Genomic DNA, 20,462 nt, shown 5'->3' on the forward strand with positions numbered 1-20,462 from the left:
AGGATAAATTACTCATACATAACTTGTAATTGTTTCTTAAACGCTTCTGTAATAGCGCTTGCATCATCATTGTCTTTTACTACATAAGGTGCAATCAGCACCATCAACTCTGTTCTGTCTGAAGATTCAGACGTGTCCGTAAAGAGATTACCAATGATCGGAATATCCCCGAAAAATGGCACTTTAGTCTCACCGGAGGTTTTCGAATTTTGAATAAGACCACCAACCAAAACCGAGCCACCATCCTGAATACTAAGAGATGTAGAGACTGAACGTGAAGTGATAGTAGGCGTGGTCGTTGTGCCAGTGGAACCGCTCTGGCTGATTTCCTGTGTCAGACTTATATTGACTTGGCCGCCTGCAAAAACAATGGGCTCAACCGACAAATTGTTACCGGTTTTCCGGTATTGAATTTCCTGGGTTACCGCGCCCCCTTCAGTACTCGTTTGGGAAGCGGTCTGAATTGGAATTTCATCGCCTACATTAATTGTGGCTATCTGGCCACTGCGAACCAAAATACGAGGTGTTTGTAAAATGTTTACCTTGCTGTCTTTGGCAAGCATTGTCAACACGGCACGGGTATAGCCTGAAGAGCTTATTGGATAAAAGGACAATCCATCCTCGGTAATTGATACGGAGTCAGGTGTAGTCCCATTAAAGAGGCTTGAACTTACATTGTTTATTGCCCAGTCAATACCAAAAGAAAAGTCATCAGTTAAGCGAACCTCGGCAACAATAACTTCAATTAGTACTTGTAATGGTTTCTGGTCTAAACGCTCAATAGCCGGGAGCATGGTAACCCAATCATTATTCGTACCGTAAAACAACAGTGCATTACGACCTTCATCAACGACAAGTTTGCCCCGTTGTGTTGACGAGGATTTTTTATCCCCGTCACTTTCGCCATCTTCTTCTGAAGAGGCAAAGCCATTTGTCAGCAGCTTGTTCATAGACTCAGAAATATCTTCTGCTGACGTATTCTTTACTTCATAGTAAAAAACATTGTTACCCTTAGTCTTTTTAAGTGGCTTGTCGAGATCTTCAACCCAATCCGCTACAAAAGAAAGGACCTGCTCATCATTGGCAAATACAATAATGCTATTAGTTTCTTCAATCGTGAAAAGGCTAATCGCGCCGGGTTTTCCTTCTCTGGCATGGTAACCCTGAGCTCCCAACATCTCGGTAAGACGTTTTGAAAGCGTGTCTGCACCTAAATATTTCGGCTCAATTCGCATACTATGCCGGCCACGCATAAGAGGCTGGTCAACGAGTTTAACTACTTCCGCCGCTTGTTTGACCACATCCAAAGAGCCTCTCAGCCATACAGCGTTGCGTTCAGGGTCAGAACTGAATTTTGCATTTTGCCCTTCAAATGCCTGGGATAACCAGCCCACAGCTCTTTGCGCTTCAACGACTTTCAGATCCATCAGGAAGAAAACCGGCCGGTGTGTTGTCGGTACCGTAGGAAGCGCTTCACCACTAATCAATATCGGAGGTTCAGACGAGGCGCCTGCCGGAGAAAACTGAACGTTTACCAAGCCGTCAACGTTTTTCAATGTAACACCATAAGCCGTTAAGACCGTTTGAACGGTTTTAAATAATTCTTTTGGTGACAGAGGCTTCTCAATATTAAGTGTGACTAAATCTTTTTTACTTTCTAACTTAGGGTCCAGGTGATACGACAACCCCATACGGCGTCCAAGCACTTCATGAATAAATTCAGGTAAAGGAAGACCGGCTACGTTAAGGGCAATAGGCTGCCCTTCAAGCTCCATAGCATCTTCAAAACTCAACGCAGAATTAAGCGTTTTCTGCTGTGGTGGTTTAGGCAGACTTCGGCTGATACGTTGTTGATCAGAACCATCATTAACATCATCGCCGGTAGCTGCACTATCCTGCGCTTTTTCTCTGCCGGTATTCACTTCAAGCGGACTTGGAGCATGGTCGAATTCACGGGTAAGTGAACAAGACGAAAGAGAGACGGCGACGAGTACGGTTAACAATTTGTTCAATCGCATATTAGTCATTTTTTTACACTGCATTTTAATTTCAGACTTCCATCACTGTATATGTATAGAGATCGTAACGCTATTCATATAGGCGCTTTCTATTTGTTACACCGTTGAGTTCATACTCTACGTAATCTTTTGCTATAAGAACAAGCGTAGCTCCATTAGGTAAGCTGTCACCTTCAGCAAATCTGCCGAATCTCTCCGGAGTGACTTGTTTTGATTCGCTGTCTAAATCGACAATAGCTTCAAAAGTACCGTTTTCTACCACAATACCCTTTAATGACCATGCTACATCCTGTACCTCAGTTTCCTGCTCTTGTTCGGCCCCCCAAAGCGTGCCTGTCATGAGCCTTTCTATTTTTTTTGCGTCCGCAGAACTATAACGAAAAGCAGCGGTTTTCCATGCGCTGTCCCGTTCTTCAGATGTCACCGGGGAAATATCCGGCGCTTGTGTTGTCGCAACAAGTAAAACAACCAGGCAAATGGATATACAAACCAGCCAAAACAGTTTTGACTTTACTACGAATGTAACCGGCATCATTGACCGGCTCCGTCGATTGTAAAATAAGACGCAATCATGATCCTGTGAACAGGTCTTGCTCTCTGGCTTATCTCCATTCTCTCAACAACAACTCTTGGCATATGATTTTCAAGATCCCGCAAAAAAAACAAACTTTTATTCGCGTCAAATTCTGAATCAATTTGTCCGCCAATTCGGTAGAGATTGCTATGTCCGTCGACAAGAAGCGGATCTTCAAGTCTGATTTGCACTTTTTCTAACTCATGTTTTTGAGACCAGTCACTGATTGTCTGATATAGCGTGGCCTTGGCTGTCCCCGTCGTTGCTGCCGTCCAGAAAGCAGCATCAAGACGCTCTGACAGTGAACTAAGTTCATCTGCACGATTAAACCATTGTTTTTCGTTCGACGTCCTTACAATTTTTGATTCTCTTTTCAGGGCTTTTGTAATATCAGACCTGATTTCCCCGTTGTAGTCACTAAGCACCAACAACGGGTAACAAACGATGATCACAAAGATCAACCATAAACTAATTCTAAACCTCTGATTATTTTTAAATTGCTCAACTGCTTGTTGCCATTGAGACAGTATTTCTTTCTTAAAATTGTCCATAATTGACTTATTGAGCGGAAGCTAATGTAAGGGTGAATTTGTTTTGCTCATTTCTGCGCAATGTGGATACAGAGACACTGGTAACCCAATTTAGTTCTTCCAGTTTTTTGACGACGTTTAACGTATTCACTTTACCTTCTGTGGTAACTTCAAGTGTAGAACCTTTGTAATCCCATTCTTTTAGCACCAAATTTAACGGGGCAAATACACTTTCTATTTCTGTCATAAGCATCAACTGCGGCGGGTAATCAATAAGCAGCAGTTGCTGGTTACTCTTTTGGTTCAATTGTTCTGCAGTTGTCCGTGCTGCCAATACATCTTCCACACTGGCTTCTAACTGTTTAGCGCGGCTATTCACTTCATATAGTGCTTTGCTATTCACTACGGTTTCAGTAATTAGCCATACATAAGCACAAATCACCAACAGACCCGCAAGTAAAAGCGCGCTCTGCTCCCATGGAAGCTGCTGAACAATTGACCAGGTTTTATTTTTTGCTCCCCAGGGCGTTTTCAATGTTTCAGACAGTGGTGCGTCAGCAGCCTTCTGACAAATAGTCTGGATTTGTTCCCAGCTTAATTCGCAAGCCGGAGGTAATTCAATTGACCGGATAAACAAATCAAAGCGCCGCGCATCCGGTTTTTTTAGAAACCATTTTTCGACAAACAGAAAGCCCTTTACCCACAGCTGGAAGATAAAGCCTTGTTCGGCAGCCGGCAACCACAATGCGGTAGTGTTATCCATGCGGGGAAAATATACGCTTTCAGGGAGTACAGATATTGCCTGAACACCAACTTCCTCAATACTGTTGTTCGCTTTGTCTTTATCCCACACCCAAACACCCGCAATGCTCTCTGACCAGACAATGTGGTAACCCGGATTAGAGAATGGCGCCCACCGCCGGATCTGCATCGCCAGTGCACTTTCTCTCTGCTTATTTGGCAAACCTGATATGTCGAAAATACGGTAGAGACATAAGTTTCTGCCAATCACCCATTGTGCACGTGTAGTCAGCTTTTCCGGAAAGATGACATCCTGAGAAGTTTGCAAATACCGGTTAGCGGAGAAGGTCTGTTTTAGGTTGTTTGGGTTCAGCAAGGGCATCAGATTCCGAAATAGGCACGATTAAATCCCGACTTATAATCCATGGCGTGTCGCCAGCTCTAGTCGTTAGCAAAAAGTATACATCAATTTCTCTTTTGAATCTTGCCCCGCGGGGCCAAAACGAAAAGCGAATATACTGGGAGGGAAGAACCCTTATTTTATCAAGGTGGGCGAACAAACTAATACCTGTTCGCTCTGATACATCCCTGAAACTTGAAAAAGCGCGCTTCCTCCTTTCATTAACAAATTTTTCTGCGCTGGGCTTATCCATATCAAACGCAATTTGTGCGACAATTTCGGGCATAGCATTGATATTGTAGGGAACAACATTTGCTGTAGTGAGGGCAGACATCAGACTGGAATCAGACCATAACGCAGAATTGTCCTTCCACCCGAGTACACGTTGCAGTTCATACTCCGTAAAGAGGTTTGTATTTGGCGGAGGAGGCATTTTCCTTTGTTGGTATTGAAAGGCTTCAGCACCGTTAACTCTTAGTACATCATCTTTGTCGATGTAATCCTGCAATGTCGCAATCAACCTTTCCTGCAATACCGGGTTCGTATCAATATGAGTCAACAGCGACCCGACGTATTCTGTCGAACGGGAATTAAGTGGAATTAATCCGGCGAGGTCTAAAGTTGAGAACAACGAAACGCCCCGGCCACTATACACTGACGCATCGACCGCCAGCTCATTTCCCTGCACAGCAGTCGTTTTAGCGCCAATGTCATCAATGGCGGCACCACCTAAAAAATCATCCAGTGACATGCCACTCACTTCCGCTGCCGGATCTGTGTCGCCGGGCAGGTTGATACCAGCAACAGTGGACTGCTCTGTAGCAGCGATGTAAAACAAGATATCCCGGGTAGCAATGGCGTCGATATTTCCCTGATGATACTGCTCTTGCTTTATCGCTCTGTTGAGACTTGTTTCGACCCATAATGCAAATGCGCTTACCATAAGAATAAGTGCCGCCATCACCCAAATGGAAGCCACCAGAATAAAGCCTTTTTGCTTTTTAGCAGATGTTTTCATAACGCAAAGTCCGGCTCTTGAATGGCATTACTTGCTATTGAAACATACCAAAAGAAATCGCTGGATTGGCTGACATCCATGAGTACTACCCCTTTAGGCAAGAGCGGCTTTGTGTTGCCGGTCTGAGCAAAACTGAAAGGCAAGCCATCATCAACCGTGTCGCCGGGCCATTCTGTCAGTAATTTGCCGGCACTGTTGAGGTACCTGAATTCAGGTTTTTCCTGTTGCCAGCGAGCGATACTGACCGGGGGCTCAGAGGCTTGTTGGTAGTAAAGAATGGTTTCTTCACCATTCTGCCCGAGGGTCCATGTTACCTTTGTCGGAACACCGGCGATACCGTCCAGCGGTTGGAGCGTAAGCGCTGATAATTCAGTAGGAGAGCCACTAAAATGAGCAGCATCAGCATTGCGGCTGTAATGAAAAGACCGGACAACTAACCTGAACCAGTGTTCCTTAAGTTCGGTATTCTGTATTCTTACCAACTGACTTCTCAGCCGCTCCTGGATCCCTGTTACATAACTGAAACCTTGCATGAGAAGTACAGATATCAAACTGACAAGCAGCAGAACTACCATCATTTCTAATAACGTAAAACCGGCCGCCGGACGTAAAGTTGAAGGTTTATATCTCATGATCAGAAACTGCTGTCAGGCAAACCACGATAGCCCACTTTTATCATGTTAAACGTAACCGGCTTATGCTCTTCGTCGGCAGCGGTTACAACAACATTGTAAAGTCCAAGTTCAAAGGGCGTGGCGCCACCATTCATATTTTTGCCCCGTTTCACGGGCTCTATCAACTCTGCGTCCCAGGTAATCGTTACCGTTGCAAACTTCTGACTACCTGACGGAATCAACATGACATTAATATCAGATAAAAACTCAGTCACGTTACGTTCCAGGTAGTTTTCATATGCATTACTTTCGAGTTTTGTAACGGACAATAGAAGGTTGTTGATCCATGCGAAAGAAGTCATGCTGAGCATAGTAACCAGCATAAGTGCTACAACAGCTTCAAGGAGGGAGAATCCCTTCTGAGAAAAATGAAACCGATGATTATTCACGATTTACATGACTTCCGGCCGGCACAGAGGGGCAGTAAGCTTTAAACGCAGCTCACGGTTACCTTTAGTAAACCGTGCTTCGCCTCCGGAACAATAACCAAAAGGACTGTAAGTCACGTCCTCCGAAAAATGAGGATCGAAAACCCATCCATCAGGCAGAGACATCAAACCGGACGTTGACCCATTGCCGATCTGGGATAACTTAAACGCTTCTCCCCTCTGAAACAATTCGAAAGGCAAACTTTCTAATTGAAAGAGTATCTCATCACGTTGAAGTGAAAAGCTTACGGACTCATAAAGCTGCATCAGGCGCGGCGTAGTTAAGCCCATAAGAAGCCCCATCAGAACTAAAACAATAATCAATTCAAGAAGGGTGTAGCCTGCATTGCGTGATGTTCCTGACAACGCATCTTCAGATATCATTGATTAGGATTTATCCGCAATATAACCAATATCAGTATCGTATTCTTCACCTCCGGGCTTACCATCCGCTCCCAACGAATAAAGTTCAAAAGGCTGGTTCTTAGGCTTTTTAGTGGAATAAATATATGGTCTGTCCCAGGGATCAAGAGGAATTTCCTCTTCGAGGTACGGCCCGTCCCAGTTTGGATTAGCTGGTGTACTATTGTTAATCAGCAAATCCAGACCTTCTTCATTAGTTGGAAAGCGACTGATATCGAGCCGCATGGTTTGCAAAGCGCCTTTCAACATGACGACCTGGGCCTCTGCAGTCTGCACTTTAGCTTTATCCGCCTGCTTAAATACCCGCGGACCTACAAGACCCATAAGTAAACCAATAATCACGAGTACAACAATCATCTCAAGCAGTGTGAAACCGCGATTTTTGGTATTTTGCATTGGAACCTCTTTCGTGTATATCTTTTAGATGAGTTATTAAATGGCGATGTCATTCGCGCTGGTTATTGCCAGAATGATCCCCATAATGATGACACCTATCACTACGCCTATCACCAATATTGCGATGGGTTCAATGAGTGACAATAATGTTTGCATTCGCTTTTTACTGGCCTGGTCATACAAACGTGACACCGACGCTAACGTAGTGGATAAATCACCGGATTTTTCTCCTACCTTAATAAGGTTAACAGTGGTAGGAGATACTACATTTTCCTGTCGCAAAGCCGCTGACAAGGCCACACCTGACTTAACACTGGATTTTACCTGCGCCAGCCTTGCCTTCCGCCATGGAATACGACTCGATTTAGCAGCAAGGGTTAATGCATCCAGCATGGGCACTTTACTGGAAAGCAATATGCCCAGCATTTTCGACCAGACAGCCATATCGCTTTCATTTAGCCACGTGCCGATAACAGGCATTCTACTAAAAAAATTTAGTAAGGGAATTTTAAACTGCTCCTGAGTAGAAACGAATACAGTTCCGGCGATCAGCGCCCCTAAAGCGATAAATACACCCAGCTTGTTTTCATTTACCCAGACTCCGGATGTAATGACCAGCCAGGCCAGTAAAGGCATTTCATCTGCGCTGCTTAATAATGAAGCAAATTTGGGGACAACGAACAAAAACATAATACCAACAGCAATAACTCCCGACATAACAAGGATACTGGGGTAAATCAGTGCGCTGCGGGTTTCTGATTGTACTTTTAAATCATATTCCATCTGCTCAACACCTTGCTCGATTGATGCAGCAAGGCGACCGGTAATTTCCCCTGACTCGATGAGATGGTGCATATAGTCAGGTACTTTCAGAGCAGTGCTTCTCACAGCAGCTGAAAAAGCTGTACCGGTTTTCAATTGCTTAAGTAGCTTTTGAAAGATATCAAGTACTGCATCTGAGTGAGCAGACTCACATTGCGCTTCTATGGCATCTTTAAGACTAACACCGGCCCGTAACATCGTTGCAACTTCATAAAAAATAAGGATAACGTCATTTTTAGATATTTTGCTGTTACGACTACTATCCGGCTTACCAGCGGTTCCCTCGTCTATATCTAATACCGTGACGCTTAAGTTCCGCGCTTCTAACTGGCGTGCGGCGGCACGGAAACTTTCGGCTGAGATAGTGCCACTGACTTTTTCACCAGATTTATCTATGCCTTCATATGCATACTGATTCATAAATCGCCTGCATCACCTGTACGGCAAACACGGAATACTTCTTCGATACTGGTTAACCCCATAAAGGCTTTGAGCATGCCGTCTTCATATAAGTTCCTGTACCCCTGTTTTTTTGCCAGTTCGTACATCTCACTCACCGGTCGCTGTGCCAATATAAGCTCCCGCATTTTATCTTTTATCTCAATGAGTTCATAAATACCTACCCGACCGCGATACCCTGTTCCCTGACATTCACTACAGCCTTTAGCAATACGCCAGGCAGCGGGTTGATGGAGGCCGCATTGTGCGGCCAGGCCTTCAATGTCAGCGGCGTCAGGCGGGAGTGTTGTTGCCGGTTCAGCACAATGGTTACATAATTTCCGGACCAGACGCTGTGCCTGAGTGGCAATAACCGGTGTAGCGGCCATAAAAGGTTCTACACCCATATCAATCAGGCGGGCAAAAGCACTCAGCGAATCGTTAGTGTGTAACGTTGATAACACAAGGTGACCGGTGATTGATGCTTGCATGGCAATTTCGGCCGTTTCCAGATCACGTATTTCACCAATCATAATGACGTCCGGATCCTGACGCAGAATCGTCCGCAAACATGCAGCAAAGGTTAACCCAATCTCTTCATTAGTTTGCGTTTGGGTAATCCCTTCCAGTTTAAATTCTACAGGGTTTTCAACTGTAATGATTTTTTTATCATTCTCGTTGGATTCATCGAGTGCGGTATAAAGCGTTGTTGATTTCCCCGAACCGGTTGGTCCGGTAACCAAAACAATGCCATGGGGTTGACGGACGAGCTTCGACATCATTGCCATTTGATCAGGGGCCATGCCGAGTTTTTCCAGGCTCAACTGCTTTCTGTCTTTCGGCAGGAGACGCAGGACCATCGACTCACCAAATACACCGGGCAATGCAGAAACACGAATATCAATTTCCTGACCTCCAGCTCTGGTTGAAATACTTCCATCCTGTGGCAAGCGCCTTTCAGCGATGTCCATGCCTGATATAAGTTTGATTCGTGATACCAGAGCATCGAACTTTTCGCGCCCCAGTGTTAGTTTGGTAGTCAACACACCATCGCTTCTGAACCGGACTCTGAAACTGTGTTCTTCCGGTTCAAAGTGAATGTCCGACGCATTTGCATCCACGGCCTGGGCAAACAGGTTATTGACCAATTCAATAGTGGGTGCTTCCTCGGCCAATTCTTTCAAATAGCTTTCACTTTCTGAGGCGGCAAAGGTGTACTGGTTTTTGTATTTGTCAACACTGCGGGCAAGCGCGTCATAATCCTGAGACAGAATAAATCCGGGCATGACTTCCATGGCAGGACACAACATTTCCAATGAAGAAAGCAAACCGCCAGCTAGCGGGTCACGGGAAACACAGAAGAGTTTATTATCAGTTGACGTCGCCTGCCAAACTAACACCTTCTGGTCAAGCATCCATTCAATATCTATACTATTTTCTCGGCAGGTCTCGACAATTTGCAGAGGCTCAGGTGTATCAAGATTGTGGCCAACCAGTGGTAAATCTAATTGCTCGGCCAGGGTAGTAAGTACCAAAGATTCAGACGCTGCACCAATCCTGATAAGAATGGCGCCAAGCTTGCCCCCAATCTCGGATTGAATATTAAGCGCTTTTTGCAAATCGGCATCAGATAAAACACCTTTCGCCTGCAAGCGTGCCCCAATCGTATTAACCATTCATTTTCTCTAGAAACCAGTGTGAACTTCGTTGCGGCAAGCATAGTAATGCAACAGAAATGCTAACTCAATGCGGGAACAATAAATGTTAAGTTGTGCAAACGAACTGACAAACAACCGGACAGGAAGTGCAATGCTAAACAATTGCGTATGAAAATATACAAGCCTGTATAAACTGGATGCCGCAATATGCACAACTGTCATCAAAAATTCACGATTGACTTAATACAGTACATAGAAACAATCAAAATTATGATTGTTAAAGAAAAAATAGTATTTCCTTATACATTTCATGGTTGTTGCAAACGTCTCAAACCGCTGTTAGTTTAGCCAGACCACAATAGTGACAAAAATAATTAGCCAACATTTATGGTTAATTTGATGTGGTGCATAAATGAAGGGGTTGACTTCTGGCAAGTTCAGAATAAACTCTTGGTGTGTGAAAGGCGCATCAATCACTCGGGTGCCCTATCTCAATTGATGCGTTTAGTAACTAGTTTAGGCATTTGTTATATGTTCGTGCGCTAACTGCAAGTATAGCTATAGCAAATGATCGAAACGGCTTAAGCTTTATAACGATATTAAGGATTTAATAAATGAAACTATTTAAAAGAACAGCGCTTGCGGTAGCACTTTCTGCTGCAGCCACGGCTCCTGCTCTGGCCGCTGACGAAGTACTGGAATTCACAGGTGGCGCGAACGAAACAGTAGTTCTTGCTGACGTAATCTTCGGTAACGGCAAGCCTGGTACAGGTTCTGAAGAAACTCTGATCACTGCACCTTCAGTTACTTTCGACTTGACAAGCGGCGGACTTAACGTTGGTGATAACGGTAGCACTGCCTCTGTTGCAACAGTTAAGTTCACTTTAGGTGGTGGCGCTGTTTTTGGTGAAGACTTATCTACAACTACTCTTGTTGATAACTCAAACGGTGGTGCAGGTGCGTTTTCATTAAACACTGGTGTTGGCGCGGTTGCTTATGAAGTTGTTCAGGGTGGTGCTATCGGTGATAACACTATCACTTTCGAACTGACTTTCGGCGCTAATGACGACGTTTTAACAGACGTAACTTTTGTTGGTTATGCAGTTAAAAACCTGACTTCTGCTCTGAACCCGGACAGCGCTTCTAAATTCGTTCGCCTGGGTGTTGAATACGTAGAATCAATTGATACTACTGCTGATGCGATTGCATTAACTGCAACTGACACTCCTCTGGTAATCTTCGGTTCTCAAGCGCCTGTAGATTTGGTTGCTACTCCAGTAGATTTCACCAGCACTGTTCGTATTAACGTTGGTAACGGCGAAACTACTTTCACTGACCTTAACAGTGACTTCACTTCTGCTGAAGATGGTCGTTCAGACTTCGACGAAGCTGGCGATGTTTCTGTAGTTAGCTTGGGTACCCTGCAGCTGTCTCTTGAAGACATCGACAACACTGTTTTCACTACTGCACCAATCGGTGAGAAAATTAAGAAAGAAAATGGCGATGACTTCGACTTCCAGGGCGGTGATGTTCACTCTCTGGCTTTCGCAGTTGGTTTAGGCCAGTTGCAAGAAGGTTCTTCAGTTTACCTGAGTTCTTCTGCTGACTGTTCTACTACAGCTTTCACTGCTAACACTATCTCTGACGAAGAATTGACTTCTTTCGATATCGAGATTTCCGGTACAACTACTGAACTGACTTCTGCTTATGAAGTTTGTTATGCAGTTAAAACTGGTACTGATGCAGATACAATTCCAGAAGTTGGTATGATTTCTGCGACTTGGAACATCGACTTCTTCAACGCTCGTTACGATAACGTAGAAGAAACTGCTGGTGAGTTCGGTGACTTACTGCGCAACGGCTGTATCGCTAGCTTCTTCAACGTACCAGCGGTTGGTAACTCAGACATGGCTTATATCCGTCTGACTAACACCTCTACTACTAACGAAGGTGACATCCGCGGTACTCTGTATGCTCAAGACGGTACTGTACTTGGTCAGGACATCACAGTTGCTCCAGACTTAGCAATTCACGCTACGCAAATCTTCTCTACTGAAGGTGCGGACCGTACAACTGCTGCTGGTCAAGATATCATCGATATCGAAACTGCATTCGGTGTAACTGGTTCTACTGACTATAAAGGTCGTGCACGCTTAGTACTGAAAGGTGCATTCGATACTTGTGAAGGTCAAGGCCTGATCCGTACTGCTGGTGGTTCACTGTTCAACATGACATCTACCACTCAGGGTAACGAAGCAGCTCTGCCTAACGCTGGTAACAACGGTAACTAATCCGTTTTTACTCTTGTTAGAAAAAAAAGGTGGCTTATGCCACCTTTTTTTATTTCCAGAACATTAACGTCTATATTCAAATCAGTTTCCAGAAAAGCAGCCTCCCCCTCAGTAGTTAAAATTAAATGGCCGATGGTCGACACTTAAATTACTTGTCTATTTTAACGCCGGACCACCGGTAGTACAGAAATCGTCAAAGTATCAAGAAATAACTGCGCAGAAAGAGCCACAAAGCTGCTGTCGAAGCTATATTACAAAAGACGTACACACGTGGCAGCAAAAACAGTACTTATCCCTAAACGCTATACTCGCGCATTTATAAAGCTATATCCCATTACTGACTTATCTGAACAGTTATGATCCACAATCGTATGCGGTATGCGTAATACAATTTGCTTGAGCATCCGTTCCGGTTTTATTTGAACACTTCTTGTCAACGCATCCCCCTGTGTCAGGATAGTTGTCGTCTCAGTTTTTTATAGTATTAGACAGGAGGCGGAAGTTTTCTGCGGTGAAAGAGACTGCTGCGCTACTGGTGCTTAGAAAAAAGTTAAATACCTACAGTGGGGAAGACGAGGACAATTAACCACGTACTCAGATAGGCAACACTATGTTTCACTGGTTGACGAAGCCGTTAGCGCGGGGACCAGAAAGGGCAAAGCCTGTGGCATCATTGGCTTTTCTCTGCGCACGTTGCAACGATGGCGGGACACGGATGGGATTTGTGCAGATAAGCGCCCGGAGGCGGTAAGGCCGACGCCTGCGAATAAGCTAACGGAGGTAGAGCAACAAGCCATTTTGGATATCTGCAATGAAGAACAGTTTCCCAGTCTCCCGCCTATCCGGATTGTTCCCATATTGGCTGATGAATGAATTTATCCGGGTTCGGAGTCCAGCTTTTACCGTATATTAAAAGCCAATAATCAGCTTACCCACAAAGGTAAAGCAAAACCCAAAGGTACACTGACAAAACCTGATGGGTTTACCACTAAGGGATCCTGTCAAGTGTGGACCAGGGATATCTCGTACTGCCCCTCTACGGTCATTGGTCGGTTCTTTTATCTGTACATGATAATGGATATCTTTAGCCGCAAAGTAGTGGGATGGGAAGTGTATGATTGCGAGTCAGGTGAGCATGCCGCCAACCTATTGGAGCGTACACTATGGTCTGAGAAATGCGGGTATGAAGAGATAATCTTACATTCTGATAATGGCAGTCCGATGAAGAGCCTGACCATGCAAGCAAAGATGATTGAAATGGGCGTTATCGGCTCACGTAGCCGACCCGGTGTCAGTAATGATAATCCCTACTCAGAACCTCTGTTCCGCACAGTTAAATACTGCCATTGATAGCCGAGTGAAGGCTTCAAGTCACTGGAAGAAGTGCGAGCCTGCGTACGCGATTTTGCCCTCTGGTATAACACCGAACATCGCCACAGCCGCATAAGATTCGTTACCCCAGGGCTGCGACACAAAGGCGAGGACCAACAGATACTGGCGGAGCGCACTGAGTTATATGCCAAGGCAAAAGTGAGAAATCCAAGTCGTTGGTCTGGTGAAACCAGAAACTGGAATAAGATCGGAAGCGTGGAGTTAAAACCGGATATTAGAAAAGAAGCAGCTTAACAGCTCAGGCGACAACTACCTTGAAAAACGCCGGCATCGTTAGCTATTTAATTTATAGCTTAGTGTTCAGGTAGCATCAAAGTTGGTAAGCGTTCTATTAAGTTTATTTTTCAGTTTTACCCTGTATGCGTTGTACATGAGGAACGCGAGTATGGCATCAGCAAGCGTGTTTTCATCAATTGTTTTGTACGATTAACCGGTAGTCAACTAGGTTATGAGGATGGTTTTACCACTTCCCTATAGTCGACCATGATTAACATCAGGTCATTGCTCAGAGCGTGTTTATGGCAACGTTACTCAGTACAAAGAACTGCTACAGGCATTTGCCAGCCGCCTGGTTGAATGGCTTTCTATTCCCCACGTTAGCAAGATGCTGATACATAGGTTGGGCTCATACGGCGCGAGGGAGGTGTAATGACAAAATGAGTCTATTATCCACCGTTCTATTATTTGAGCACCTGCATCGGCCCGCACTTTATATTTGGGTTTGTAATATCTGGCAGGATCGACCGCCGTACAATAGTAAGCCGCCACATACTGATGATCCGAGTCCACATCAAGGTCGCTTTTTAAAGCTTTGTTCATTGCAGTTTTTAAGTTCTTCGGCACAAAGTGGTGTGTTCTCAAACAGCGTATAAAAGATTTGAAAACACTCAGTGCCGCTGAACGCGGACGGATGAATCGGGGAATACTCAAAGTACATTCAAGGACAAAATTAAATCGAAAAAAAACCCCTACCTTTAGGAAGGGGTTTCTACAAATACTAGCCGACTATAAACAGAGGCTTGGTATAAGAGTATTAACTACTCTTCTGTCGCTTCAGCTTCTTCAGAAACTTCAACTTCAGGACGGTCTACCAGTTCAACAAACGCCATAGGAGCGTTGTCGCCTGTACGGAAACCGCATTTGAGAATGCGAGTGTAACCGCCAGGGCGAGCTTCGTAACGAGGACCAAGCTCGTTGAACAGTTTACCTACTACCTCTTTATCACCTGTACGGGCCATAGCCAGACGGCGGTTTGCAACGCTGTCTTGTTTAGCCAGTGTGATTAAAGGCTCGATTACGCGACGTAATTCTTTCGCTTTTGGTAACGTCGTTTTGATCACTTCGTGCTTGACCAGTGAGCCGGCCATGTTTTTGAACATAGCTTGACGATGGCTGCTGTTGCGATTCAACTGACGACCACTCTTACGATGGCGCATAGTTTTATCCTTCTCTACAAATCAGTTTGATAAAAACCTGATTAATCTTTCTCAGCGATGCTCTCTGGTGGCCAGTTTTCCAGGCGCATGCCCAGAGACAATCCACGAGATGCAAGAACATCTTTGATTTCAGTTAGCGATTTCTTACCAAGGTTAGGCGTCTTAAGTAACTCAACCTCAGTACGCTGAACCAGGTCACCAATGTACTGGATAGCTTCTGCTTTCAAACAGTTTGCAGAACGTACAGTTAATTCCAGGTCATCAACAGGACGTAACAGAATCGGATCGAATTCCGGCTTCTCTTCTTTCTGAACAGGTTCAGAAACGTCACGCAGATCAACGAAGGCATCTAATTGCTCAGCCAGAATAGTGGCTGCGCGGCGGATCGCTTCTTCAGGATCCAGAGTACCGTTCGTTTCCATATCGATGATCAGTTTGTCTAAGTCTGTGCGTTGTTCAACACGGGCAGACTCAACTGAATAAGCAATACGTTCAACAGGGCTGTATGAAGCATCAACTAACAAACGACCAATTGGACGATCATCTTCCTCGGAGGAGCGACGAGTAGCAGCAGGAATGTAACCACGGCCAGTTTCAACTTTAATGCGCATGCTGATTTCAGCTTCGCCGGTTAAAGTACAGATAACGTGCTCAGGGTTAACGATTTCTACGTCACCGTCATGCTGAATATCACCAGCAACAACAGGGCCAGCGCCAGATTTCACTATTGTCAGGGTTGCCTCAGTTTTACCTTCAAGGCGAACCGCTAAACCTTTCAGATTCAGCAGAATCTCGATTACATCTTCCTGCACACCTTCTTTGGTGCTGTACTCGTGTAATACGCCGTCAATTTCGACCTCAGTTACCGCACATCCAGGCATGGATGACAGTAAGATACGGCGAAGGGCGTTACCCAGAGTGTGGCCAAAGCCGCGCTCCAGTGGTTCCAAAGTTACTTTGGCACGAGTAGGAGAAACGTTTTCGATCTCAACTAATCTCGGTTTCAGGAATTCAGTCACAGAACCCACAATGCTTCCTCTTTAGTTAGCTTTACTTAGAGTAAAGTTCGACGATCAACTGTTCGTTAATTTCAGCAGACAGATCAGTTCTTTCCGGAACGCGCTTGAAAGTGCCTTCCATTTTGCTGTTGTCTACTTCAATCCAGGTTGGCTTCTCACGTTGGTCAGCCAGTTCCAAAGCAGCAACGATACGCGCTTGCTTTTTAGCCTTTTCACGAACAGAAACCACGTCTTCGGCAGAAACGTTAAACGATGGAATGTTCACAACTTGACCATTTACCATGATCGCCTTGTGGCTAACCAGCTGACGTGCTTCTGCACGAGTGCTGGCGAATCCCATACGATAAACTACGTTATCCAGACGCTGCTCAAGAAGTTGCAACAGGTTTTCACCGGTGTTGCCTTTCAGACGGGCAGCTTCTTTATAGTAGTTACGGAATTGTTTTTCCAGAACGCCGTACATACGACGAACTTTTTGCTTTTCACGCAACTGTACACCGTAGTCAGACAGACGGCCACGACGGGCACCGTGCTGACCAGGCGCATTATCGATTTTACACTTAGAATCGATTGCGCGAACGCCGCTTTTCAGGAACAGGTCAGTTCCTTCGCGACGGCTAAGTTTGAGTTTAGGACCCAAATATCTTGCCATGTTCTTTCTCCAACTGTCCGGCGATTAAACGCGACGTTTTTTCGGTGGACGACAACCGTTGTGAGGAATAGGGGTCACATCGGTAATGTTTGTGATCTTATAACCAGTTGCGTTAAGTGCACGGATAGCAGACTCACGGCCTGGACCCGGACCTTTAACGAAAACTTCAAGGTTTTTCAGACCGTAGTCTTGTGCGGCTACGCCAGCACGCTCAGCAGCAACCTGTGCAGCAAAAGGGGTAGATTTACGTGAACCACGGAAACCTGAACCACCTGATGTCGCCCATGCTAATGCATTGCCTTGACGGTCAGTGATAGTCACAATTGTGTTGTTGAAAGACGCATGGATATGAGCCATACCGTCTGCAACCTGACGCTTAGCGCGTTTACGCGTAGTACGAGTAGGTGCTTTTGCCATAACTTAATCTCCCCGCTTACTTCTTAATTGGCTTACGAGGACCTTTACGGGTACGCGCATTAGTTTTAGTGCGCTGACCACGTAGAGGCAAGCTACGACGGTGGCGGATACCACGGAAGCAACCCAGGTCCATCAAACGTTTGATGCTCATAGATACTTCACGACGCAGATCACCTTCAACGGTGAACTTTGCCACTTCTTCACGAAGCTTCTCTACAGTTGCTTCGTCAAGCTCTTTTACTTTTGTTGATTCTGCAACACCAGCGTTAGCACAGATCTCTTTTGCACGAGTTGCGCCTACACCGTAAATCGCTTGAAGCGCGATTACAGTGTGCTTGTGTTCAGGAATGTTAATGCCAGCGATACGGGCCATTAACAGCACTCCTCTTAATTTTAATGTCGACGACCTAAAAAGCCCGATAGGATACTTACCCGACGACAAAATTGCAACTTAAGGTTCATAAAATCGAAATAGAGCAAGCTGAACCCAGTACGAGGTTCAGCTTACATTTCGAATTTTAACCGCGTTTTAGATTAGCCTTGACGCTGCTTATGCTTAGGGTCAGAGCTGCAAATCACACGCACAACACCGTTGCGCTTGATGATTTTACAGTTACGGCAAATCTTCTTTACTGATGCACGAACTTTCATTACATCACTCCGTAGTGCACTAATCTTAGCGGCCGTAGCCTTTCAGATTAGCTTTCTTCAGAACAGACTCATACTGACTGGACATCAGATGTGTCTGCACCTGTGCCATAAAGTCCATGATAACAACCACGATAATCAGAAGCGACGTACCACCGAAGTAGAACGGCACATTCCACGCAATCAACATGAATTCAGGCACTAAACAAATAAAGGTTATGTAAAGTGCGCCAGCCAGAGTCAGACGAGTCATTACCTTATCGATATAACGTGATGTTTGCTCACCTGGACGGATACCAGGAATGAACGCACCGGACTTCTTCAGGTTATCTGCTGTTTCACGCGGATTGAAAACCAGCGCTGTATAGAAGAAGCAGAAGAAGATAATCGCAGTTGCGTATAACATCACGTACAGCGGCTGACCAGGAGAAAGCATTAATGCTACGTCCTGCAACCACGCTGTAGATTCATTCTGACCGAACCAACCAGCAATGGTGGACGGGAACAGAATGATGCTGGATGCGAAAATTGGTGGAATAACACCAGCCATGTTCACTTTCAGCGGTAAGTGTGTACTTTGCGCTGCAAAAACCTTACGGCCCTGCTGACGCTTAGCATAGTTCACAACAATACGACGCTGGGCACGTTCTACGAACACTACCAGGTAAATCAGGCCGATGACAATCACGCCAATCAACATCAGGAACAACAGATTAATGTCGCCCTGTCTTGCTTGTTCCGCTGTCTGACCAATCGCTGTTGGCAGACCGGCAACAATACCAGCAAAAATCAATATCGAGATACCGTTACCGATACCACGTTCAGTAATTTGCTCACCTAACCACATCAGGAACATCGTTCCTGTGACTAAGCTAACTACCGCTGTAAAGTAGAATCCGAAGCCAGGGTTTATAACCAAACCATTAATCAGGTTAGGCAGGTTCGTCGCGATTCCAATAGATTGGAACGTGGCCAGTACCAGCGTCAAATAACGCGTATACTGACTGATTTTACGACGGCCTGCTTCGCCTTCTTTTTTAAGCTCCATCATCGGTGGATGAACCACCGTGAGCAACTGCATAATAATTGATGCAGTAATGTATGGCATAATGCCCAAAGCCAGAACGGATGCACGCTCAAGCGCACCACCGGAGAACATGTTGAACATTTCTACGATGGTACCTTTTTGTTGCTCAAACAACTCAGCAAGAACTGCCGCATCGATGCCAGGAAGAGGCACATAAGAGCCCAGTCTGAATACGACGATCGCACCTAGTACGAACAACAACCTTGACTTCAGCTCACTCAAGCCGCTTTTCGCGCCTGAATCCAATCCTGGTTTAGCCATCTAGCTTATTCCTCTACTTTACCGCCGGCGGCTTCAATCGCTGCAAGAGCGCCTTTAGTAACCTTTAACCCGCTAACTGTAACAGCGCGCGATACTTCGCCGCTCTTAACTACTTTAACGAACTGCACGTCTTTCTTAACAAGACCAGCAGCTTTTAAAGAGTCCAGAGAAACCGTATCACCTTCAACCTTAGCGATTTCAGTCAGAGTTACCTGATCGGTAACAAAGCTCTTACGAGAGGTGAAACCAAACTTAGGCAGACGGCGCTGAATTGGCATCTGACCACCTTCAAAGCCTTGTCTGATGGTACCGCCTGAACGGCTGGTTTGGCCTTTGTGACCACGGCCACCGGTTTTACCCAGACCTGAACCAATACCACGACCTACACGCTTAGCTGCTGGTTTTGAACCTTCTGCAGGAGAAATTGTATTTAAACGCATGTCTTACTCCTCCACGATCTCAACCATGTAATATACACGGTTGATCATGCCACGTACTGCTGGGGTATCTTCCAGTTCACGGACATGGTTGATTTTACGAAGACCTAAGCCTTTAAGCGTCGCTTTGTGCTTTGGCAGACGGCCAATTGCACTTTTAGTTTGCTTTACTTTAATCGTTGCCATGTCTGATTACCCCAAAATTTCTTCTACAGACAATCCACGCTTCGCTGCAATACCCGCTGGAGAGTTCATCTCAGTCAGCGCGTTTACTGTTGCACGAACAACGTTGATTGGGTTTGTAGAGCCGTAGCATTTTGAAAGTACGTTCTGTACACCAGCTACTTCAAGTACTGCACGCATCGCACCACCGGCAATGATACCGGTACCTTCAGATGCAGGCTGCATGTAAACTTTAGAGCCAGAGTGACGACCTTTAATTGGGTGCTGCAACGTGTGACCGTTCAGATCTACGTTAACCATGTTGCGACGCGCTTTTTCCATCGCTTTTTGGATAGCAGCAGGCACTTCACGTGCTTTACCGTAACCAAAACCAACACGGCCATTGCCGTCACCAACTACAGTCAGTGCAGTGAAACTAAAGATACGACCACCTTTAACCACTTTAGAAACGCGGTTTACAGCGATCAATTTCTCTAAAAATTCACCGTTTTGAACTTCTTGTTTAGCCATTATTCTTCA

The 20,462-nt window shown here is 45.3% G+C and carries 22 protein-coding genes and 1 pseudogene; 2 read left to right on the forward strand and 21 right to left on the reverse strand.

Going from position 1 to position 20,462, the window contains the following annotated elements; translation table 11 throughout:
- Nucleotides 1-8: 8 nt before the first annotated feature.
- The 11 genes from ACXAG2_RS17995 to ACXAG2_RS18045 form a co-directional block, all read right to left on the reverse strand.
- Entirely contained in the window at nucleotides 9-2,018 is a 2,010-nt protein-coding gene (locus ACXAG2_RS17995; RefSeq protein WP_474869279.1) for a secretin N-terminal domain-containing protein, read from the reverse strand.
- A 70-nt stretch (nucleotides 2,019-2,088) separates the two neighbouring features.
- Nucleotides 2,089-2,553 carry a hypothetical protein gene (locus ACXAG2_RS18000; protein ID WP_474869281.1) on the reverse strand — a complete coding sequence of 155 codons (465 nt, stop codon included), beginning with the start codon at nucleotides 2,551-2,553 and terminating at the stop codon, nucleotides 2,089-2,091.
- On the reverse strand, nucleotides 2,550-3,143 hold the full coding sequence (locus tag ACXAG2_RS18005) for a hypothetical protein (protein ID WP_474869284.1): 594 nt from the start codon (nucleotides 3,141-3,143) through the stop codon (nucleotides 2,550-2,552). The genes ACXAG2_RS18000 and ACXAG2_RS18005 overlap by 4 nt, the downstream gene beginning before the upstream one ends.
- Before the next feature lie 7 nt (nucleotides 3,144-3,150).
- Nucleotides 3,151-4,245, reverse strand: coding sequence for a hypothetical protein (locus tag ACXAG2_RS18010; protein ID WP_474869286.1), 1,095 nt, complete (start codon nucleotides 4,243-4,245; stop codon nucleotides 3,151-3,153).
- The gene (locus ACXAG2_RS18015) at nucleotides 4,199-5,281 is read right to left on the reverse strand and encodes a hypothetical protein (RefSeq protein WP_474869288.1); all 1,083 of its coding nucleotides are present in this window, start codon (nucleotides 5,279-5,281) and stop codon (nucleotides 4,199-4,201) included. The genes ACXAG2_RS18010 and ACXAG2_RS18015 overlap by 47 nt, the downstream gene beginning before the upstream one ends.
- Nucleotides 5,278-5,913, reverse strand: coding sequence for a prepilin-type N-terminal cleavage/methylation domain-containing protein (locus ACXAG2_RS18020; protein ID WP_474869290.1), 636 nt, complete (start codon nucleotides 5,911-5,913; stop codon nucleotides 5,278-5,280). Before ACXAG2_RS18020 ends, ACXAG2_RS18015 begins: the two co-directional genes overlap by 4 nt.
- A 2-nt stretch (nucleotides 5,914-5,915) precedes the next feature.
- Nucleotides 5,916-6,344: a type IV pilus modification PilV family protein gene (locus ACXAG2_RS18025; protein WP_474869293.1), complete on the reverse strand. Its 429-nt coding sequence runs from the start codon at nucleotides 6,342-6,344 to the stop codon at nucleotides 5,916-5,918.
- A 3-nt stretch (nucleotides 6,345-6,347) separates the two neighbouring features.
- A complete protein-coding gene (locus ACXAG2_RS18030) occupies nucleotides 6,348-6,767 on the reverse strand; it encodes a prepilin-type N-terminal cleavage/methylation domain-containing protein (protein WP_474869296.1) in 420 nt (139 codons plus the stop codon).
- Between the two features lie 3 nt (nucleotides 6,768-6,770).
- Nucleotides 6,771-7,202, reverse strand: coding sequence for a type II secretion system major pseudopilin GspG (gspG, locus tag ACXAG2_RS18035; RefSeq protein ID WP_474869298.1), 432 nt, complete (start codon nucleotides 7,200-7,202; stop codon nucleotides 6,771-6,773).
- Between the two features lie 36 nt (nucleotides 7,203-7,238).
- Entirely contained in the window at nucleotides 7,239-8,444 is a 1,206-nt protein-coding gene (locus ACXAG2_RS18040) for a type II secretion system F family protein (RefSeq protein ID WP_474869300.1), read from the reverse strand.
- Nucleotides 8,441-10,138: a GspE/PulE family protein gene (locus ACXAG2_RS18045; RefSeq protein WP_474869303.1), complete on the reverse strand. Its 1,698-nt coding sequence runs from the start codon at nucleotides 10,136-10,138 to the stop codon at nucleotides 8,441-8,443. The genes ACXAG2_RS18040 and ACXAG2_RS18045 overlap by 4 nt, the downstream gene beginning before the upstream one ends.
- Before the next feature lie 596 nt (nucleotides 10,139-10,734).
- Here ACXAG2_RS18045 and ACXAG2_RS18050 point away from each other — a divergent pair.
- Nucleotides 10,735-12,411 (forward strand): hypothetical protein, encoded by a 1,677-nt coding sequence (locus ACXAG2_RS18050; protein ID WP_474869306.1) that lies wholly within the window; start codon nucleotides 10,735-10,737, stop codon nucleotides 12,409-12,411.
- 493 nt (nucleotides 12,412-12,904) lie between these two features.
- A pseudogene (locus ACXAG2_RS18055) lies at nucleotides 12,905-14,037 on the forward strand (IS3 family transposase); the annotation flags it as partial.
- 803 nt (nucleotides 14,038-14,840) lie between these two features.
- Here the strand turns inward: ACXAG2_RS18055 and rplQ are convergent.
- The 10 genes from rplQ to rpsE all read right to left on the reverse strand — a co-directional run bounded on the left by rplQ (nucleotide 14,841) and on the right by rpsE (nucleotide 20,453).
- Nucleotides 14,841-15,239: a 50S ribosomal protein L17 gene (gene rplQ / locus ACXAG2_RS18060; RefSeq protein ID WP_119499877.1), complete on the reverse strand. Its 399-nt coding sequence runs from the start codon at nucleotides 15,237-15,239 to the stop codon at nucleotides 14,841-14,843.
- A 41-nt stretch (nucleotides 15,240-15,280) separates the two neighbouring features.
- Nucleotides 15,281-16,270, reverse strand: a complete 990-nt coding sequence (locus ACXAG2_RS18065; RefSeq protein WP_119499876.1) for a DNA-directed RNA polymerase subunit alpha — start codon at nucleotides 16,268-16,270, stop codon at nucleotides 15,281-15,283.
- Between the two features lie 19 nt (nucleotides 16,271-16,289).
- On the reverse strand, nucleotides 16,290-16,910 hold the full coding sequence (gene rpsD / locus ACXAG2_RS18070; protein WP_119499875.1) for a 30S ribosomal protein S4: 621 nt from the start codon (nucleotides 16,908-16,910) through the stop codon (nucleotides 16,290-16,292).
- A 24-nt stretch (nucleotides 16,911-16,934) separates the two neighbouring features.
- The gene (gene rpsK / locus ACXAG2_RS18075) at nucleotides 16,935-17,327 is read right to left on the reverse strand and encodes a 30S ribosomal protein S11 (protein WP_070125761.1); all 393 of its coding nucleotides are present in this window, start codon (nucleotides 17,325-17,327) and stop codon (nucleotides 16,935-16,937) included.
- Nucleotides 17,328-17,343: 16 nt separating this feature from the next.
- Nucleotides 17,344-17,700: a 30S ribosomal protein S13 gene (gene rpsM / locus ACXAG2_RS18080; protein ID WP_119499874.1), complete on the reverse strand. Its 357-nt coding sequence runs from the start codon at nucleotides 17,698-17,700 to the stop codon at nucleotides 17,344-17,346.
- Nucleotides 17,701-17,861: 161 nt separating this feature from the next.
- Nucleotides 17,862-17,978, reverse strand: coding sequence for a 50S ribosomal protein L36 (rpmJ, locus tag ACXAG2_RS18085; RefSeq protein WP_073325329.1), 117 nt, complete (start codon nucleotides 17,976-17,978; stop codon nucleotides 17,862-17,864).
- Between the two features lie 25 nt (nucleotides 17,979-18,003).
- On the reverse strand, nucleotides 18,004-19,323 hold the full coding sequence (secY, locus tag ACXAG2_RS18090) for a preprotein translocase subunit SecY (RefSeq protein WP_119499873.1): 1,320 nt from the start codon (nucleotides 19,321-19,323) through the stop codon (nucleotides 18,004-18,006).
- 5 nt (nucleotides 19,324-19,328) lie between these two features.
- Nucleotides 19,329-19,763, reverse strand: coding sequence for a 50S ribosomal protein L15 (gene rplO / locus ACXAG2_RS18095; RefSeq protein ID WP_119499872.1), 435 nt, complete (start codon nucleotides 19,761-19,763; stop codon nucleotides 19,329-19,331).
- 3 nt (nucleotides 19,764-19,766) lie between these two features.
- Nucleotides 19,767-19,946 carry a 50S ribosomal protein L30 gene (gene rpmD / locus ACXAG2_RS18100; protein WP_014950907.1) on the reverse strand — a complete coding sequence of 60 codons (180 nt, stop codon included), beginning with the start codon at nucleotides 19,944-19,946 and terminating at the stop codon, nucleotides 19,767-19,769.
- Between the two features lie 6 nt (nucleotides 19,947-19,952).
- Nucleotides 19,953-20,453 carry a 30S ribosomal protein S5 gene (gene rpsE, locus ACXAG2_RS18105; protein WP_119499871.1) on the reverse strand — a complete coding sequence of 167 codons (501 nt, stop codon included), beginning with the start codon at nucleotides 20,451-20,453 and terminating at the stop codon, nucleotides 19,953-19,955.
- Nucleotides 20,454-20,462 lie beyond the last annotated feature (9 nt).

This window comes from Alteromonas sp. ABH4_456, assembly GCF_056160645.1.

Coding starts and splice junctions, on each gene's coding strand:
- ACXAG2_RS18000 (WP_474869281.1), bottom strand. CDS start 2,553: ATGATGCCGGTTACATTCGTAGTAAAGTCAAAACTGTTTTGGCTGGTT.
- rplQ (WP_119499877.1), bottom strand. CDS start 15,239: ATGCGCCATCGTAAGAGTGGTCGTCAGTTGAATCGCAACAGCAGCCAT.
- rpmD (WP_014950907.1), bottom strand. CDS start 19,946: ATGGCAACGATTAAAGTAAAGCAAACTAAAAGTGCAATTGGCCGTCTG.
- gspG (WP_474869298.1), bottom strand. CDS start 7,202: ATGCAAAATACCAAAAATCGCGGTTTCACACTGCTTGAGATGATTGTT.
- ACXAG2_RS18015 (WP_474869288.1), bottom strand. CDS start 5,281: ATGAAAACATCTGCTAAAAAGCAAAAAGGCTTTATTCTGGTGGCTTCC.
- rplO (WP_119499872.1), bottom strand. CDS start 19,763: ATGCGTTTAAATACAATTTCTCCTGCAGAAGGTTCAAAACCAGCAGCT.
- ACXAG2_RS18005 (WP_474869284.1), bottom strand. CDS start 3,143: ATGGACAATTTTAAGAAAGAAATACTGTCTCAATGGCAACAAGCAGTT.
- rpmJ (WP_073325329.1), bottom strand. CDS start 17,978: ATGAAAGTTCGTGCATCAGTAAAGAAGATTTGCCGTAACTGTAAAATC.
- ACXAG2_RS17995 (WP_474869279.1), bottom strand. CDS start 2,018: ATGCGATTGAACAAATTGTTAACCGTACTCGTCGCCGTCTCTCTTTCG.
- ACXAG2_RS18045 (WP_474869303.1), bottom strand. CDS start 10,138: ATGGTTAATACGATTGGGGCACGCTTGCAGGCGAAAGGTGTTTTATCT.
- secY (WP_119499873.1), bottom strand. CDS start 19,323: ATGGCTAAACCAGGATTGGATTCAGGCGCGAAAAGCGGCTTGAGTGAG.
- ACXAG2_RS18050 (WP_474869306.1), top strand. CDS start 10,735: ATGAAACTATTTAAAAGAACAGCGCTTGCGGTAGCACTTTCTGCTGCA.
- rpsK (WP_070125761.1), bottom strand. CDS start 17,327: ATGGCAAAAGCACCTACTCGTACTACGCGTAAACGCGCTAAGCGTCAG.
- rpsD (WP_119499875.1), bottom strand. CDS start 16,910: ATGGCAAGATATTTGGGTCCTAAACTCAAACTTAGCCGTCGCGAAGGA.
- ACXAG2_RS18010 (WP_474869286.1), bottom strand. CDS start 4,245: ATGCCCTTGCTGAACCCAAACAACCTAAAACAGACCTTCTCCGCTAAC.
- ACXAG2_RS18030 (WP_474869296.1), bottom strand. CDS start 6,767: ATGATATCTGAAGATGCGTTGTCAGGAACATCACGCAATGCAGGCTAC.
- rpsM (WP_119499874.1), bottom strand. CDS start 17,700: ATGGCCCGTATCGCTGGCATTAACATTCCTGAACACAAGCACACTGTA.
- rpsE (WP_119499871.1), bottom strand. CDS start 20,453: ATGGCTAAACAAGAAGTTCAAAACGGTGAATTTTTAGAGAAATTGATC.
- ACXAG2_RS18040 (WP_474869300.1), bottom strand. CDS start 8,444: ATGAATCAGTATGCATATGAAGGCATAGATAAATCTGGTGAAAAAGTC.
- ACXAG2_RS18020 (WP_474869290.1), bottom strand. CDS start 5,913: ATGAGATATAAACCTTCAACTTTACGTCCGGCGGCCGGTTTTACGTTA.